Origin of the sequence: Sphaerotilus montanus (genome assembly GCF_013410775.1) — a bacterium.
GTDB classification, from domain to species: Bacteria; Pseudomonadota; Gammaproteobacteria; order Burkholderiales; family Burkholderiaceae_C; genus Sphaerotilus; species Sphaerotilus montanus.
The window spans coordinates 3,185,776-3,200,888 of record NZ_JACCFH010000001.1; the positions used below are offsets into that span (position 1 = coordinate 3,185,776).

15 protein-coding genes are annotated in these 15,113 nt (G+C 69.3%); 11 read left to right on the forward strand and 4 right to left on the reverse strand.

Annotated elements, in window-relative coordinates; translation table 11 throughout:
- The first annotated feature begins 32 nt into the window (after positions 1 to 32).
- The 5 genes from bioA to BDD16_RS14610 are packed head-to-tail and all read left to right on the forward strand — an operon-like array spanning position 33 to position 5,072.
- Positions 33 to 1,367 carry an adenosylmethionine--8-amino-7-oxononanoate transaminase gene (gene bioA / locus BDD16_RS14590; protein WP_246332794.1) on the forward strand — a complete coding sequence of 445 codons (1,335 nt, stop codon included), beginning with the start codon at positions 33 to 35 and terminating at the stop codon, positions 1,365 to 1,367.
- Entirely contained in the window at positions 1,357 to 2,028 is a 672-nt protein-coding gene (gene bioD / locus BDD16_RS14595) for a dethiobiotin synthase (RefSeq protein WP_179634611.1), read from the forward strand. The genes bioA and bioD overlap by 11 nt, the downstream gene beginning before the upstream one ends.
- Positions 2,021 to 3,250, forward strand: a complete 1,230-nt coding sequence (gene bioF, locus BDD16_RS14600; protein WP_179634612.1) for an 8-amino-7-oxononanoate synthase — start codon at positions 2,021 to 2,023, stop codon at positions 3,248 to 3,250. The genes bioD and bioF overlap by 8 nt, the downstream gene beginning before the upstream one ends.
- Positions 3,247 to 4,248 (forward strand): biotin synthase BioB, encoded by a 1,002-nt coding sequence (gene bioB / locus BDD16_RS14605; protein WP_179634613.1) that lies wholly within the window; start codon positions 3,247 to 3,249, stop codon positions 4,246 to 4,248. The genes bioF and bioB overlap by 4 nt, the downstream gene beginning before the upstream one ends.
- Positions 4,249 to 4,265: 17 nt before the next feature.
- Positions 4,266 to 5,072: a cobalamin-binding protein gene (locus BDD16_RS14610; protein WP_179634614.1), complete on the forward strand. Its 807-nt coding sequence runs from the start codon at positions 4,266 to 4,268 to the stop codon at positions 5,070 to 5,072.
- A 12-nt stretch (positions 5,073 to 5,084) separates the two neighbouring features.
- Here BDD16_RS14610 and nth read toward each other — a convergent pair whose 3' ends face one another.
- Positions 5,085 to 5,723, reverse strand: a complete 639-nt coding sequence (nth, locus tag BDD16_RS14615) for an endonuclease III (protein WP_179634615.1) — start codon at positions 5,721 to 5,723, stop codon at positions 5,085 to 5,087.
- 86 nt (positions 5,724 to 5,809) lie between these two features.
- Here nth and BDD16_RS14620 point away from each other — a divergent pair, with 86 nt between their 5' ends.
- On the forward strand, positions 5,810 to 6,268 hold the full coding sequence (locus BDD16_RS14620; RefSeq protein WP_179634616.1) for a hypothetical protein: 459 nt from the start codon (positions 5,810 to 5,812) through the stop codon (positions 6,266 to 6,268).
- Here BDD16_RS14620 and BDD16_RS14625 read toward each other — a convergent pair.
- The gene (locus BDD16_RS14625; protein WP_179634617.1) at positions 6,252 to 6,656 is read right to left on the reverse strand and encodes a YchJ family protein; all 405 of its coding nucleotides are present in this window, start codon (positions 6,654 to 6,656) and stop codon (positions 6,252 to 6,254) included. The genes BDD16_RS14620 and BDD16_RS14625 overlap by 17 nt on opposite strands.
- A gap of 71 nt (positions 6,657 to 6,727) precedes the next feature.
- Here BDD16_RS14625 and yaaA point away from each other — a divergent pair, with 71 nt between their 5' ends.
- The 3 genes from yaaA to BDD16_RS14640 all read left to right on the forward strand — a co-directional run bounded on the left by yaaA (position 6,728) and on the right by BDD16_RS14640 (position 9,111).
- Positions 6,728 to 7,525 carry a peroxide stress protein YaaA gene (yaaA, locus tag BDD16_RS14630; RefSeq protein WP_179634618.1) on the forward strand — a complete coding sequence of 266 codons (798 nt, stop codon included), beginning with the start codon at positions 6,728 to 6,730 and terminating at the stop codon, positions 7,523 to 7,525.
- Between the two features lie 47 nt (positions 7,526 to 7,572).
- On the forward strand, positions 7,573 to 8,427 hold the full coding sequence (locus BDD16_RS14635) for a 2OG-Fe(II) oxygenase (protein ID WP_246332559.1): 855 nt from the start codon (positions 7,573 to 7,575) through the stop codon (positions 8,425 to 8,427).
- Between the two features lie 78 nt (positions 8,428 to 8,505).
- Complete coding sequence (locus BDD16_RS14640; RefSeq protein ID WP_179634620.1) at positions 8,506 to 9,111, forward strand: hypothetical protein; 606 nt, start codon at positions 8,506 to 8,508, stop codon at positions 9,109 to 9,111.
- Here the strand turns inward: BDD16_RS14640 and BDD16_RS14645 are convergent.
- Together BDD16_RS14645 and BDD16_RS14650 are read right to left on the reverse strand one after the other, a co-directional pair.
- Positions 9,089 to 10,498 carry an MBL fold metallo-hydrolase RNA specificity domain-containing protein gene (locus BDD16_RS14645; protein ID WP_179634621.1) on the reverse strand — a complete coding sequence of 470 codons (1,410 nt, stop codon included), beginning with the start codon at positions 10,496 to 10,498 and terminating at the stop codon, positions 9,089 to 9,091. The two genes, BDD16_RS14640 and BDD16_RS14645, sit on opposite strands and share 23 nt — an antisense overlap.
- A 122-nt stretch (positions 10,499 to 10,620) precedes the next feature.
- Entirely contained in the window at positions 10,621 to 12,054 is a 1,434-nt protein-coding gene (locus BDD16_RS14650) for a DEAD/DEAH box helicase (RefSeq protein ID WP_179634622.1), read from the reverse strand.
- Between the two features lie 423 nt (positions 12,055 to 12,477).
- Between BDD16_RS14650 and BDD16_RS14655 the strand changes: the two genes are divergently transcribed.
- The gene (locus BDD16_RS14655; RefSeq protein ID WP_179634623.1) at positions 12,478 to 13,680 is read left to right on the forward strand and encodes an ammonium transporter; all 1,203 of its coding nucleotides are present in this window, start codon (positions 12,478 to 12,480) and stop codon (positions 13,678 to 13,680) included.
- Between the two features lie 407 nt (positions 13,681 to 14,087).
- Positions 14,088 to 14,903, forward strand: coding sequence for a PEP-CTERM sorting domain-containing protein (locus BDD16_RS14660; RefSeq protein WP_218897821.1), 816 nt, complete (start codon positions 14,088 to 14,090; stop codon positions 14,901 to 14,903).
- Positions 14,904 to 15,113 lie beyond the last annotated feature (210 nt).

Below are 15,113 nucleotides of genomic sequence, written 5' to 3' on the forward strand. Positions count from 1 at the left end.
GCCTGCGCGCGGTGTGGCACCCCTGCACCCAGATGAAGCTGCACGACGGCACGCCCGGCCACCCCGGCGTGCCGCTGATCCCCGTCGCCCGCGCCGACGGCGTGTGGCTGCACGACCACGACGGTCGGCGCTACCTCGACGGCATCAGCTCCTGGTGGGTCAACCTCTTCGGCCACAACCACCCGGCGCTGGTGGCGGCGCTGGTCGACCAGCTCGGCCGGCTCGACCACGTCATGCTGGCGGGCTTCACCCACGCGCCGGTGGTCGAACTCTCCGAGCGGCTGGCAGCGCTGACCGGGCTGGGCCATGCGTTCTACGGCAGCGACGGCGCCTCGGCGACCGAGATCGCGCTGAAGATGAGCGCCCACTACTGGCGCAACCACGGCGCGCCGGAGAAGTCGCGCTTCGTCGGGCTGGCCGGTGGCTACCACGGCGAGACGGTGGGCGCGCTGGCCGTCACCGACATCGCCATCTTCCGCGAGGCGTATGCGCCGCTGGTGCGTCTGGCGGCCACGGTGGACAGTCCCGATGCCCGCGGCGCCTGCGACGGCGAATCGGCGGTGGACGTGGCCGAGCGCGCCGCGCAGTCGCTGGAACACTGGCTGGCCGGGCACCACGCCGAGACCGCGGCCGTGGTCGTCGAGCCGCTGATCCAGTGCGCTGCCGGCATGGCGATGCACGACGCGCACTACCTGCGGCGCGTGCGGCAGCTGTGCGACCAGTACCAGGTCCACCTCGTCGTGGACGAGATCGCGGTCGGCTTCGGCCGCACCGGGACGCTGTTCGCGCACACCCAGGCCGGCATCCGTCCCGACTTCCTCTGCCTGTCCAAGGGCTTGACGGGCGGGATGCTGCCGCTGTCGGCGGTGCTGACGACGGACACGGTCTACGACGCCTTCTACGACGACACGGTCGCGCGCGGCTTCCTGCACTCGCACTCGTACACCGGCAATCCGCTGGCCTGCCGCGCGGCGCTGGCCACGCTCGACCTGTTCGCGCAGGACGACGTGCTGGCGCGCAACCGGGTGACCGCCGCCCAGCTGAGCGCGCGCCTCGCGCCGCTGACCGCGCATCCGCGTGTGCGCCACGCGCGCCAGCTCGGCATGGTCTGGGCCTGGGACATCGAGACGACGCTGCCCGACTTCGCCCGCCGCTATAGCCGCCATGCGCTGGCCCGCGGGCTGCTGCTGCGCCCGATCGGCCACACGCTGTACGCGATGCCGCCGTATGCGATCGACGCCGCGACCGACGATGGCGCGGGCGCCTGGCTGGCGCAGGGTGCGCTGGCGGCGCTGAACGACACGCTGGCCGAGGAAGGGGCTGCCGGGTTCGTGTCTCCGGCGGCGGGAGCGATCGATGCCGTCTGAGCCGAACATCCCCTCGCTGCCGTCCCCGACCTCGGTGTTCGTCATCGGCACCGACACCGGCGTCGGCAAGACCCACGCGGCGGCCCATCTGCTGCGTGGCTGGGCGGCCAGCGGGCACCGGGCGGTCGGCATGAAGCCGGTCGCGGCCGGTACGGCGCCGGACGACGACGATGCGTTGCGGCTGCGGGCGGCGTCGAACGTCGCGGTACCGGCCGCGCTCGACAACCCCGTGCGCCTGCCCGAGCCACTGTCGCCGCACCTCTCGGCGCAGCGGGCGGGCGTGGCCATCACGCTGGCGCCGATCGTCGCGGCGTTTCGCGCCCTGCAGCAGCGCGCCGAGGTGGTCGTGGTGGAGGGTGCGGGCGGCTTTCTCGTCCCGCTGGACGAACCGGCGGGCGGCGGGCTGCTGACTGGGGCCGGTCTGGCCGAGGCGCTGGGTCTGCCGGTGGTGCTGGTGGTCGGCATCCGGCTCGGCTGCCTGAACCACGCGCTGCTGACGGCCGAGGCTGTGCGCGCCCGCGGCCTGACGCTGGCCGGCTGGATCGCCAACCGCGTCGATCCGGACATGGCCTGCGCCGACGACAACGTGGCCTTTCTGCGCCGACACCTGCCCGCCCCGCTGTGGGCGGACCTGCCGTACTCCCCGACCCCGCATGACTGAACCCGCACCCTCCTGGCTCGACGAGCTGCCCGCCCACCTGCAGGCGCTGGACGCGGCCCACCTGCTGCGCCGCCGCCGCGTCGTGCGCCCGCTCGGCGACGGCTACCTGAGCGTCGATGGCGAGCGCCTGCTGGCCTTCTGCAGCAACGACTACCTAGGCCTCGCGGGCGATCCGGCGCTGGTCGCCGCCGCCTGTGAGGGCGCTCGGCACTACGGCGTCGGCTCCGGCGCTTCGCCAATGGTCAGCGGCCACAGCGTGGCGAACGCGGCGCTCGAAGAGGAACTGGCGCGCTTCGTCGGCCTGCCGCGGGCGCTGTACTTCTACGCCGGCTTTGCCACCAACGCCTCGGTCATCCCGGCGCTGGTCGGCGAGGGCGACGCGCTGTTCTCCGACGCGCTGAACCACGCCTGCCTGATCGACGGCGCCCGGCTGTCGAAGGCGACGATCCACCGTTTCGCCCACGCCGACCTGGACCAGCTCGGCCGGCAGCTCGCCGCCTGCACCGCCCGGCGCAAGCTGGTGCTGAGCGACGCTGTCTTCAGCATGGACGGCGACGTGGCCGACGTGCCGCGCCTGCTCCATCTGTGCGAGCAGCACGACGCGCTGCTGCTGATCGACGACGCCCACGGCTTCGGCGTGCTCGGTCCGCAGGGGCGGGGCACGCTGGCGCAGTTCGGGCTGGTCGGGGCGACGGCGTCGCGGCGCGTGCTCTACATGGCCACGCTTGGCAAGGCGCTGGGTGTCGCGGGCGCCTTCGTCGCCGGTGACGCCACGCTGGTCGAGTGGCTGCTGCAGAAGACGCGCAGCTACACCTTCGCCACCGCCGCGCCCGCGCTGCTGGCCGAGGCGCTGCGGGCCAGCCTGCGTTGCGTCGAGCGCGACGACTGGCGCCGTGCGCGGCTGGCCGAGCTGGTCGGCGTGCTGCGCCAGCGCCTGCACGCCGGGCTGGCCGGCACCGGCTGGCGCCTGCTCGATTCGCCCACGCCGATCCAGCCCCTGATCGTCGGCGACAACGCCACGGCGCTGGCGCTGATGGACGGCCTGCGCCAGCACGGCCTGTGGGTGCCCGCCATCCGCCCGCCCACCGTGCCGGCCGGCACCGCGCGGCTGCGCATCGCGCTGTCCGCTGCGCACAGCGTGGCCGATGTCGAGCGCCTCGCCGACACGATCCTCGCACTGTCTCCCCGACCTTCCCAGAACCCCCAGGAGCCCACCGCATGAGCCTCGCCACTGCCCAGCCGATCACCCTGATCCGCCCCGCCAAGCCCGCCACCCCGGCCGCCGACGCCCGCTGGAGCGTCGCGCAGATCGAGGCGCTGTTCGACCTGCCCTTCAACGACCTGCTCTGGCAGGCCCAGCAGGTCCACCGCCAGCACTTCGACGCCAACGAGGTGCAGCTCTCCACGCTGCTGTCGATCAAGACCGGCGGCTGCCCGGAGGACTGCGGTTATTGCCCTCAGTCCGTCCACTACGACACCGGCGTCGAGGCCAGCAAGATGCTCGACATCGACGCCGTGTTGTCCGCTGCCCGTGATGCCAAAGGGCAGGGTGCGACCCGTTTCTGCATGGGCGCGGCCTGGCGCGCGCCGAAGGACCGCGACATCGAGAAGGTGGCCGAACTGGTCGCTGGCGTGAAAGACCTCGGCATGGAGACCTGCTGCACGCTCGGGATGCTGTCCGAGACGCAGGCGCAGTCGCTGAAAGAAGCCGGCCTCGACTACTACAACCACAACCTCGACACCGCCCCGGAAGCCTACGGCCGCATCATCACCACCCGCGACTACCAGGACCGCCTCGACACGCTGGAGCATGTCCGCAAGGCCGGCATGTCGGTCTGCTGCGGTGGCATCGTCGGCATGGGCGAGAGCCGCGCCGAGCGCGCCGGGCTGGTCGCGCAGCTCGCCAACCTGACGCCGTACCCGGAGTCGGTGCCGATCAACGAGCTGGTCAAGGTCGAAGGCACGCCGCTGGCCGACGCCGACAAGCTCGATCCGTTCGAGTTCGTGCGCACCATCGCGGTGGCGCGCATCACGATGCCGACGGCGCGTGTGCGCCTGTCCGCCGGCCGCGAGCAGATGGGCGAGGCGATCCAGGCGCTGTGTTTCCTGGCCGGCGCGAACTCGATCTTCTACGGCGACAAGCTGCTGACCACCGGCAATCCGCAGTCCGAGCGCGACCGCGCGCTGCTGGGCAAGCTCGGCATGCGCACGACGGCCTGATCCGGCGATACCCGTCCATGGCCACCGACCTGTTTCCGAAACGCATCGTCTGTCTCACCGAGGAGACGACCGAGACGCTGTACCTGCTGGGCGAGGAGCAGCGCATCGTTGGCATCTCCGGCTACACGGTGCGCCCGCCGCGGGCCCGGCAGGAGAAGCCGCGGGTGTCGGCCTACCTGACCGCGAAAATCGACAAGATCCTCGACCTGGAGCCGGACCTGGTGCTCGGCTTCTCGGACCTGCAGGCCGACATCGCCAGCCAGCTCATCCGCGCTGGCGTGTCGGTGCATGTGTTCAACCAGCGCAGCGTCGCCGAGATCCTGCAGATGGTCGCGATGGTCGGGGCCATGGTTGGCGCACAGGACAAGACGGCGGCGCTCCTGGCTGAACTGCAGGCCGGGCTGGACGAGGTGGCCGCCATCGGCCGGACGCTGCCGCGGCGTCCGCGGGTCTACTTCGAGGAATGGATGGACCCGATCATCACCGGCATCGGCTGGGTCAGCGAGCTGAGCGTGCTGGCCGGCGGTGAGGAGTGTTTCCCGGAGCTGGCGGGCCAGTCGCTCGGCAAGAACCGCATCGTCGCCGACCCGCTGGAGGTGGTGCGGCGCGCGCCGGACGTGGTCCTCGGTTCGTGGTGCGGGCGCAAGTTCCGGCCGGAGCAGGTGATGGCGCGCCCCGGCTGGGAGGCGGTGCCGGCGGTCGTGAACGGGCAGGTGTTCGAGATCAAGTCGAGCGAGATCCTGCAGCCCGGCCCGGCGTGCCTGACCGACGGCGTGCGCCAGATCCAGAAGCGCCTGCTCGGCTGGGCCGCGCTGCACGCCTGACCCGCCGCTACCTCAGGGCGCCGGTGTCTTCGGCTGGAAGTCGCAGCAGTCCGCCACTGCGCATTCCCAGCAGCGCGGCTTGCGCGCCTGGCAGACGTAGCGCCCGTGCAGGATCAGCCAGTGGTGCGCATCGACCCGGAACTCGGGCGGGATGCGCCTGAGCAGCTGCATCTCCACCGCGTACGGCGTCTTGCCCGGCGCCAGCCCCGTGCGGTTGCCGACCCGGAACAGGTGCGTGTCCACCGCGCAGGTCGGCTCGCCCCAGGCCACGTTCAGCACCACGTTGGCCGTCTTGCGTCCGACCCCCGGCAGCGCCTCCAGCGCCTCGCGGCTGTGCGGCACCTGCCCGCCGTGCTGCGCCAGCAGGATCTGGCTCGTCTCGTACAGATGTTTCGCCTTGTTGCGATACAGCCCGATGGTGCGGATATGGTGCTCCAATCCGGCCACGCCCAGCGCGACGATCCTGCTCGGCGTGTTGGCGACCGGGAACAGTCGCCGTGTGACCTTGTTCACGCTGACGTCGGTCGCCTGTGCTGACAGCAGCACGGCGGCCAGCAACTCGAACACCGAGCTGTATTCCAGCTCGGACGCAGGGTAGGGATTGGCGTCACGAAGTGTGACAAAGAAACGTTTGGTGGATTCAGGTGTCATTGCAATCAGACCAGGCATCCCGGGACTCGGGGATCCGGCCAAGAACACACTCGAAAAACATGCCCGGACTGCGCAGAATCCCGGGCATGAGCGAAGAAGTGCAACCGTGCCGGATCGAACCCCCCCTCAGCGCATTGCTGTTCCTGGGGTTGTCGATGGCATCGTTCGACAGTCCAGACGGGATCCTGTGGCAGCAGCCGCTGCCCTGGCTGCTGCTGGGCATCGCCGTCGGGCTCTGGCGTGCGCAGGGCTGGGCCCGCATGTTGGCCATGGGCGTGCTGACCGGGCTGCTGGCGGCCATGGCCTGGCCCGGTGGAGCCGACTTCCCGCCCGTGCGCGCGCTGCTGCTGGATCCATGGACAGCCGCCGGCCTGGAGCGCCACACGGGTCTGCATCCCACGGTCGGTGGGGCTCTGGTGGCCTCGGTGCTGCTGCTGTGGCTGATGTCGCCACCCGTGCGGCGCGCCTTCGCGCTGTCGGACCTGGACGCGGTCCGTGCCAGCCTGCCGCCCCTGCCGGACAGGGATGTCAAGGACGACCACTGAGATCGCCGTCCACGTAGAACCAGCGTCCGTCCTCGCGCACGAAGCGGCTGACCTCTTCCAGCCGGTGTGCCCGCCCGCCCAGCTTGCTGCGGGCCACGAACGACACCTCCGCACGGTCCGCGGCCAGCACCCGGTGGTGGCGCACGGTCAGGCCAAGCCAGCGCAGGCCCGGCTCGTTCGGCTCCAGCGCCGCCGGGCGTGTCGTCGGGTGCCAGGTGGCGAGCAGGTAGTCCAGCCGGTCGAGCACGAAGGCGCTGTAGCGCGCGCGCATCAGCGCTTCGGCCGTGGGTGCGGGCACCGCGGGTGCGCCAGCGTGGTAGCGGCCGCAGCAGGCCGACAGGCGGTGTCCGCTGCCGCACGGGCAGGCGAAGTCGGGGGGCGTTGTCATCCGCCCATTTTCAGGCACGGCGCGGCGCTGGTACGCTTGCAGGATTGCTGCCTCCGATTTCCCCCGTCGACATGCTCCTGCTGCTATCGCCTGCCAAGTCCCTGGATTTCGAGACACCGACCACGGTCGAGCCGACCCGCCCGGTGTTCATGGCCGATGCCGCGGCACTGGTCGAGCAGCTGCGCACCCAGTCTCCGGCGCAGATCGCGTCGCTGATGGCGCTGTCGGACAAGCTCGCGGCGCTGAATGTCGCCCGCTACGGTGCCTGGCGCCCGCGCAACACGGCGGCCAACAGCAAGCCGGCCGTGCTGGCGTTCGACGGTGATGTCTATGACGGCCTCTCCGCCACGACGCTGGACGCGGACGACCTGGCCTGGGCGCAGGACCATGTCGCCATTCTCTCCGGGCTGTACGGCGTCCTGCGGCCGCTCGACGCGCTGCAGCCCTACCGGCTCGAAATGGGCACGCGCTGGGCCAACCCGCGCGGCAAGGACCTCTACGCCTGGTGGGGCGACCGCATCGCCGAGGAACTGCTGCACCGCCTGTCGGCGCGCAAGACCGCGTCCACCACGTCCACCATGCCGGTGATCGTCAACCTCGCCTCGCAGGAGTACGCCAGGGCCGCGCTGCGTCCGGCGCTCCTGCAGCGCGCCCGCGTGATCGAGTGCGTGTTCGAGGACTGGAAGGACAGCGGCTACAAGATCATCAGCTTCTACGCCAAGCAGGCGCGCGGACTGATGGCCCGCTACGCCATCACCCACCGGGCGGACCACCCTGAAGCGCTGCAGGGCTTCGACCTGGGCGGCTACGGCCTCGATGCGGCCGCCTCGTCGCGCGACCGCTGGGTGTTCCGCCGCCGTGCGGGCTGAGTCCGACTCCCGGTTTCACATCAAGGCAACACTGCATGAGCACGACCATGAGCACCCAGACAGCCACCCCGGAACTGCGGCTTTGGATCCTGGAGCAGGCCCAGGCCGGGCACTCGCCCGATGCCGTCCTGCAGGCCATGAAACAGTCCGGCTGGGACGAGGAGGTCGCGCTGGTCGCGCTGGAGCAGACGCTGGAGGGCTTTCTCGCCGAGCAGGCCCGCCTGCAGGAGCGCCCGCCCGCGGTGCCGGTGCCCGAGCCCGATCTGACGCAGTCGCCATGCGCGCTGTGCCTGCCGGACGGGCAGGTGGCACGGGTCGTGGTGTCGATGCGCGAGCCGCGCGTCGTGGTGCTGGCGGGGTTCCTGTCCGACGAGGAGTGTGATGCGCTGCGCCAGCTCGCCGCGCCGCGTCTGGCCCGCTCCGAGACCGTCGACAACTCCACCGGCGGCAGCGAGGTCAACGAAGCCCGCACCAGTGCCGGCATGTTCTTCGGCCGCGGCGAGACGGCGCTGATCGAGCGCATCGAGCAGCGCATCGCCGCGCTGCTGCGCTGGCCGGTCGAGAACGGCGAAGGCCTGCAGGTGCTGCACTACCGGCCCGGTGCCGAGTACAAGCCGCACTACGACTACTTCGATCCGGCGCAGCCCGGCTCGGCCACCATCCTCAAGCGTGGTGGCCAGCGGGTCGGCACGGTGGTGATGTACCTGAACACGCCCGAGGCCGGGGGTGGAACGACCTTCCCCGATGTGCACCTCGAAGTGGTGCCCATCAAGGGCCACGCGGTGTTCTTCAGCTACGAGCGGGCCCATCCGGACACCCGCTCGCTGCACGGGGGGGCTCCGGTGATCGCCGGCGAGAAGTGGGTGGCCACCAAGTGGCTGCGCGAGCGGCGCTTCGACTGAGTGTTCCAAGGCTGAAAAAATCGACGATCGACGCCGCTGCCGCTACATTCCTTGCACTCAACCTGGAGACCTCCTCCCATGCAACTGCTGATTGCCGCCCTCGCGGCCGTGATGCTCACCGCCGGCGCTGCTGCGCAGGCCCAGACCAGCACCGGCCAGACCCCCAAGCCCATCACGATGCCTGCGGCACCGGCTGCCGTGCCGGCCGTGCCTGATCCGGCCACCCTGCGCGATCCGGCCATGTCCGCCGCCGAGCGCAAGGTCGAGCAGCTCGACAAGGCGCTGGAAGCCCGCCGGGCTCGCCAGGCCGAGGCCCACAAGTCGGCCGAAGCCGCCAAGGCGGCCAAGGCCGAGAAGGCGCCCAGGACCGACAAGGCTGCAGTGAAGGCGGTCGACGCGTCGGCGCGCACGGCTGCCGAACGACGCGCGGCGCGCAAGGCCGAGCGTCTGGCTGCCCGCAAGGCGGCACGCGAGGCGGCGGCGGAGGCCCGCAAGGCGAAGTCGGCCAAGGCAGACAAGGCGGACAAGCTCGCCGCGGCGAAGAAGCCCAAGGCCGACAAGGCCGCACTGCTGGCTGAAAAGAAGGCCGCTGCCGCTGCCCGTCTCGCCGAGCGCAAGGCCCGCAAGGAAGCCGCCTCGACCAAGGCCGCGGCCAGGATTCTCAACGACGGTTCGCGACCCTGAGCGTGCCGAGGTCCTGCAGCCTCAGGCATTCACCCGCCTGAGGCACGCGGGCCGGCCAGCCCAGCGTGTCCTCGATGCGGATGCGCAGCGCGTCCGAGGCTTCCGGCTCGCCATGCACCACCATCACCTGCTTCGGCGCGGTCGGCATCTGGCGCATCCACGCGAGCAGGCCGTCCGCATCGGCGTGGCCGGACAGGCCTTCGAGGTGGTGCACCTGTGCCTTGACGGCCACGTACCGGCCCATCACCTTGATCTCCGTGGCCCCGCTGACCAGCCTGGCGCCACGGCTGCCGGGCACCTGGAAGCCGGGAAACACGATCGCATGGCGCGGATCGGGTGCCAGCGCCGCGAGGTGTCCCAGCACCCGGCCGCCCGTGGCCATGCCGCTCGATGACAGGATCACCGCCGGCCCGCGCAGGCGCGACAGCTTCGCCGAGTCCTGCGGCTTGTGCACGGGCTTGACCCCTTCGCTGAACCCGCGGGCCTCGGCCTTCGACAGGCGCAGCAGGTCGCGGTGGGCGGTGTAGATGGCGGTGGCTTCCTGCGCCATCGGGCTGTCGAGGAAGACCGGCAGGTCGTCCGGGATCGCCCCTTCATCGCGCAGGCGGTGCAGCACCAGCATCAGCGCCTGCGCCCGCCCGACGGCGAACGTCGGGATCAGCACCTTGCCGCCGCGCCGTGCCGTCTGCCGGATGATCTCGCCGAGGTGTGCGACCGTGTGGTCTGCAGGGTGCTGCCGGTTGCCATAAGTACTCTCGACCACCAGCAGATCCGGCGCCAGGCTGAGCGGTGCGGTGATGGGCAGCGGGGGCGGCATCATCAGGTCGTCGGTGCGTCCGACGTCACCCGAGAACACCAGCGCATGGTCGGCATCGCGCAGCGTCACGGCGCAGGCGCCGAGCAGGTGGCCGACCGGCGTGAGTTCGGCGCGCAGGCCGGGCAGGGGATCGAACGGTTTGCCCGTCGCCACGGGCCGCAGCCGTTCGATGGCGCGGCGGGCATCCTTGGTCGTGTAGAGCGGCCTGGCCGGGTCGTGGCGCGACCAGCCCCCCTTGTTGGCGCGGCGGGCGTCCTCTTCCTGGAGCTTGGCGGCGTCCAGCAACAGCACTTCGGCCAGATCGCGGGTGGCGGCACTGCACCAGATGCGGCCGCGGAAGCCTTGCTGCACGAGCGCGGGCAGCCAGCCGCTGTGGTCAAGGTGGGCGTGGCTGAGGATGACCGCATCAATCTCGTGCGGCGGCACCGCCAGGGGGGCCCAGTTGCGCTCGCGCAGCATCTTCCAGCCCTGGAACAGGCCGCAGTCGAGCAGGACACGGTGTGGGCCGCTGGTCACCAGATGGCGTGAGCCGGTGACGCAGTCGGCGGCGCCCAGGAACTGGATCTCCATGACAGGCTCCTTGCAGCAGGGGTCGCACCAGCTTGGCACGACCCGCCCTGCAAGGCATCAGGAGACGCCCAGGGCGCCCGATCCGGACTTGATCCAGATCAAGCAGGTTGACCGGCGGCCGGTCAGCCGCCGCGGCGACCGGAGGTCAGGGCCGGGCGCTTGGGGCCTGCGCCCGTGCCCGAGCCGCTGCCGGCGCCTTGCGGACGTCCACCGCGCGGGGCGGCCGGACGCTGCGGGGCGCTGCCCGGGCGTGCCGGTGCATTGCCACGCGGCTGGCCACCGGGGGCGGCCGGGCGGCGCTGTTCGCCACCGCGTCCACCGCCGCCACCCGCACCGCGGCCATTGCCACCGCCGCCGCCGGCACCACCCAGCGTGCGGCGACCGATCTGGATCGGCTCGGCGCGCTCGCCCGGATCGGCTTCGAAACCGGCCACCGACTCGCGCGGGATGCTGCGCTTGATCAGCTTCTCGATGTCGGCGAGGAAGGCTTCCTCGTCCAGACACACCAGCGACAGGGCTTCGCCCTGCGCGCCGGCGCGGCCGGTGCGGCCGATGCGGTGCACGTAGTCTTCCGACACGTTCGGCAGCTCGAAGTTGATGACGTGCGGCAGCTGGTCGATGTCGATGCCGCGGGCCGCGATGTCGGTCGCCACCAGCACGCACAGCTCGCCCGTCTTGAACTCGGCCAGCGCCTTGGTGCGCGCGCCCTGGCTCTTGTTGCCGTGGATCGCCATCGCGGTGATGCCGGCCTTGTTCAGGTGCTCGCACAGGCGGTTCGCGCCGTGCTTCATGCGCGTGAACACCAGCACCTGGTGCCAGTCGTGCGTCTTGATCAGGTGGATCAGCAGATCCTTCTTCTTCTCGCGACCGACCTTGATCACGCGCTGGGCGATGTTCTCGGCGGTGGCGTTGCTGCGGGCGACCTCGATCACCTGCGGCGCGTTCAGCAGGCGGTCGGCCAGGGCCTTGATTTCCGGGCTGAAGGTGGCCGAGAACAGCAGGCTCTGCTTCTTCGGCGGCAGCATCGCCAGCACCTTCTTGATGTCATGGACGAAGCCCATGTCCAGCATGCGGTCGGCCTCGTCCAGCACGAAGAACTCCACCTGGGTCAGGTCGAGCATGCCTTGCTGGTGGTGGTCGAGCAGGCGGCCGGGGGTGGCGACCAGGATGTCCACGCCGCGCTTGAGCTGCGCGATCTGCGGGCCCATGCCGACGCCGCCGAACATCACCATGCTCTTCAGGCTCAGGTGCTTGCCGTAGGTGCGCACGCTTTCCTCGACCTGGGCGGCGAGTTCGCGGGTGGGGGTCAGGATCAGCGCGCGGATGGCGTAGCGGCCACGGCTGTCCTTGGCGGGCTGGCCGGCGGCCAGGCGGTGCAGCAGCGGCAGCGTGAAGCCGGCCGTCTTGCCGGTGCCGGTCTGCGCGCCGGCGAGCAGGTCACCACCGGCGAGAACCGCCGGGATGGCTTGCGCTTGAATGGGGGTGGGGATTTCGTAGCCTTGTTCGCGGATGGCGCGAAGGATCGGCTGGGCCAGGCCCAGATCATCAAACGTCATGGAGTGGCACCCGTGTCGGGGTGCTTGTCGCGCCGCCTGCAGCGCCTCGGGCGAGGCGGCCAGTCGAGGGTGGCGCGGGATTGGAGAGGGCGTCGGAGGCGACTGCAGCGTTCTGACTGGTGCGAATGCTGCAGTGCGATTGTAGCGGTGGGGCCGGTGAGCGGCCGCAGAAGATCTGGCCCTGTTCCTGAGGGCTTGTCATGGCGCTGTCGATTGGATGCACTGACATGGTGCGCGCATGCCCAATGTGTGGGCGGCTGCGGGGCCGTTCTGTCTCGGCGGTGGTGGGATCGGTGCAGTTGTGGTGCATTCGGGCGAGGGAATAAACGCACCAACTCGGCACAAAACGTGCTTGTTTGGTGCTTTTGCAGGCTGCGGGCGCCTCCCTGCGGTGCATATCAACCCCTCCCCCTTCGAGACTCCATGGATACCTTGAAACAGGGCGCCGATGCGCTCTTCATCCTGCTGGGCGCCATCATGGTGCTGGCCATGCATGCCGGATTTGCCTTTCTGGAACTGGGCACGGTGCGCAAGAAGAACCAGGTCAATGCGCTGGTCAAGATCCTGGTCGATTTCGCCGTGTCGACCATTGCCTATTTCTTCGTGGGCTACACCGTCGCGTACGGCGTCGACTTCTTCACCGGCGCCGAGGCGCTCGCGGCGAAGAACGGCTACGAGCTGGTCAAGTTCTTCTTCCTGCTGACCTTTGCCGCGGCCATTCCGGCGATCGTCTCGGGCGGCATTGCCGAGCGGGCGCGCTTCAACCCGCAACTGCTGGCCACGGCCATCATCGTCGGGCTGATCTACCCGCTGTCGGAAGGGGTGGCATGGAACCAGCGGTTCGGCGTGCAGGCCTGGCTGAAGGGCACGTTCGGCGCGGAGTTCCATGACTTCGCGGGCAGCGTGGTGGTCCACGCGGTGGGTGGCTGGATCGGGCTGGCGGCGGTCCTGCTGCTGGGCGCGCGCAGCAACCGCTACCGCAAGGATGGCGCGATGAGCGCCCACCCGCCGTCGAGCATCCCTTTCCTCGCACTGGGGGCGTGGATCCTGGCGGTGGGCTGGTTCGGCTTCAACGTGATGAGCGCGCAGACGCTGGACAAGATCTCCGGGCTGGTGGCCGTCAACTCGCTGATGGCGATGGTCGGCGGCACGCTGGTGGCCGTGCTGATGGGCCGCAACGACCCGGGCTTTGCCTACAACGGCCCGCTCGCCGGGCTGGTCGCCGTGTGCGCCGGATCCGACCTGATGCACCCGGCGGGCGCGCTGGTGGTGGGCGGCATCGCCGGGGCGATCTTCGTGCAGATGTTCACCCTGACGCAGAACCGCTGGAAGATCGACGACGTGCTCGGCGTCTGGCCGCTGCACGGGCTGTGTGGCGCCTGGGGCGGCATTGCCTGCGGCCTCTTCGGCCAGACGGCGCTGGGCGGCCTCGGCGGGGTCAGCCTGGCCAGCCAGACCATCGGCACGGTGATGGCGGTGGTCTGGGCCCTGGCCGGTGGCTTCGTGGTCTACGGCGGCATCAAGGCGCTGATCGGGATCCGGCTGAGCCAGGAAGAGGAATTCGAGGGCGCCGACCTGTCGATCCACAAGATTGGTTCCACGCCGGACCGCGAGGTGAGCTGGTAAGCGCTGCGCTGTTGGGTGGCTGGTACGGACCTGGGCCGCGGGGCGGCCTCAAGATGTGACAAGGCGTATTGCAACCATCTGCCGATGGTTTGCGATGCGCCTTTTATTTTGATTTGATTTTATTGTGCAACCCCTTGAACGTGGGGGTTATGCCTATTTATGCAGATGCAAAAGTCACGACTCAATCCGGATCGGCCATATCAGGAGATATCTGGGTCCAGGGCGTGTCGAGGCGTCTAACACAAGGAATTGCATTGCAATCGTGTGAGATAGGCGGGTTTTCTGATCGAGACTTCCCCCGGGTCAGGGGGGTGTGCTGTGAAATTTCCAAAATGATCGTTATAGTAAAAATGAAATTTGCCACAGCCACTACCGACGCTGGCACGTCGAAATTCAGGAGAATTCTCATGCTCAAGAAACTCGTTTATGCACTCGCTCTGACCGGTCTGGCCAGCGGCCAGGCGTTCGCGCTGACCGATGCCGGCTTCGAAAACGCCAACAACTGGGTGACCCCGATCGGCGGCCTGACCCGCGTGGACTATGGTTCGCCGCAAGCCCGCGTCCTCGTGCGCGATGACGCATACGACATGCAAGCCGATGGTTTCGGTGGCGTCGTGACGGCTCCTGACGGAACGGCCATCGGCGACATCACTGTGGATGCCGTTCCGACTGCATCGCTTCCGGGCTCCGTAGGCGTGGGTTCCAGCTTTGGCCTGATCGAAACCTGTGCGGCCAACATCCAGATAGGTAATTGCAGTGCCGCCGGCATGGCGTTCAGCTTCAACCTCGGTGGCCCGGTTTCCACTTACGGCGACTTCTTTCTCGTGCGCCTCATGACGGCCGACTACGAGCGTGACTTCAACGACAAGGTCACGGTCACCTACTACGGTACGGCTGGCGTCCTGGGCACGGACCATGTGTCGGTGTTCTCCGAAAATCCGGCCGATCCGTACTGGATTGAAACCCAAGGCTACCCTGACTCCAACTGGGCAGCCTTTGGCGTTCCGGTCGGCACCAATGCGATCCAGGTTCAGGTGGAAAACGTTGCGGCGCTGGGTCAGCCGGCAGGCTACAACCTCTACAACCGTCCCGTCGTCGCCATCGACTACGCTGCTGCGGTGGCCGTGTCGCCCGTGCCGGAAGCCGACGTCACGGCCATGATGCTGGCCGGTCTTGGCGTGCTGGGCATGGTCTCGCGCCGCCGCACCAAGCGCGCTGCCTGAATCCAGCCGGATGGCTGTGTGACTTCTGGCATGAAATAAAGTCCAGAGTCGTTATTCAGCAAAAAGGCACCTACTTCGGTAGGTGCCTTTTTCATTTGCGGTACCCCTTGGTCCAAGGTTGGTCCTTGCTTGTACCAATCTGGTCGATACGATGACTTGGCGTGGGAAGCTTGGCTGCAGTTGCTGCCAACCGCGCCACTTTTCAGTCCA

Excerpts from the sequence above, each read along its gene's own strand:
- BDD16_RS14655 (WP_179634623.1), top strand. The coding sequence starts at position 12,478 with ATGGATACCTTGAAACAGGGCGCCGATGCGCTCTTCATCCTGCTGGGC.
- yaaA (WP_179634618.1), top strand. The coding sequence starts at position 6,728 with ATGCTCCTGCTGCTATCGCCTGCCAAGTCCCTGGATTTCGAGACACCG.
- BDD16_RS14620 (WP_179634616.1), top strand. The coding sequence starts at position 5,810 with ATGAGCGAAGAAGTGCAACCGTGCCGGATCGAACCCCCCCTCAGCGCA.
- bioA (WP_246332794.1), top strand. The coding sequence starts at position 33 with ATGAAGCTGCACGACGGCACGCCCGGCCACCCCGGCGTGCCGCTGATC.
- bioB (WP_179634613.1), top strand. The coding sequence starts at position 3,247 with ATGAGCCTCGCCACTGCCCAGCCGATCACCCTGATCCGCCCCGCCAAG.
- BDD16_RS14645 (WP_179634621.1), bottom strand. The coding sequence starts at position 10,498 with ATGGAGATCCAGTTCCTGGGCGCCGCCGACTGCGTCACCGGCTCACGC.
- BDD16_RS14635 (WP_246332559.1), top strand. The coding sequence starts at position 7,573 with ATGAGCACCCAGACAGCCACCCCGGAACTGCGGCTTTGGATCCTGGAG.
- bioD (WP_179634611.1), top strand. The coding sequence starts at position 1,357 with ATGCCGTCTGAGCCGAACATCCCCTCGCTGCCGTCCCCGACCTCGGTG.
- bioF (WP_179634612.1), top strand. The coding sequence starts at position 2,021 with ATGACTGAACCCGCACCCTCCTGGCTCGACGAGCTGCCCGCCCACCTG.
- BDD16_RS14640 (WP_179634620.1), top strand. The coding sequence starts at position 8,506 with ATGCAACTGCTGATTGCCGCCCTCGCGGCCGTGATGCTCACCGCCGGC.
- BDD16_RS14610 (WP_179634614.1), top strand. The coding sequence starts at position 4,266 with ATGGCCACCGACCTGTTTCCGAAACGCATCGTCTGTCTCACCGAGGAG.
- BDD16_RS14650 (WP_179634622.1), bottom strand. The coding sequence starts at position 12,054 with ATGACGTTTGATGATCTGGGCCTGGCCCAGCCGATCCTTCGCGCCATC.
- BDD16_RS14660 (WP_218897821.1), top strand. The coding sequence starts at position 14,088 with ATGCTCAAGAAACTCGTTTATGCACTCGCTCTGACCGGTCTGGCCAGC.
- nth (WP_179634615.1), bottom strand. The coding sequence starts at position 5,723 with ATGACACCTGAATCCACCAAACGTTTCTTTGTCACACTTCGTGACGCC.
- BDD16_RS14625 (WP_179634617.1), bottom strand. The coding sequence starts at position 6,656 with ATGACAACGCCCCCCGACTTCGCCTGCCCGTGCGGCAGCGGACACCGC.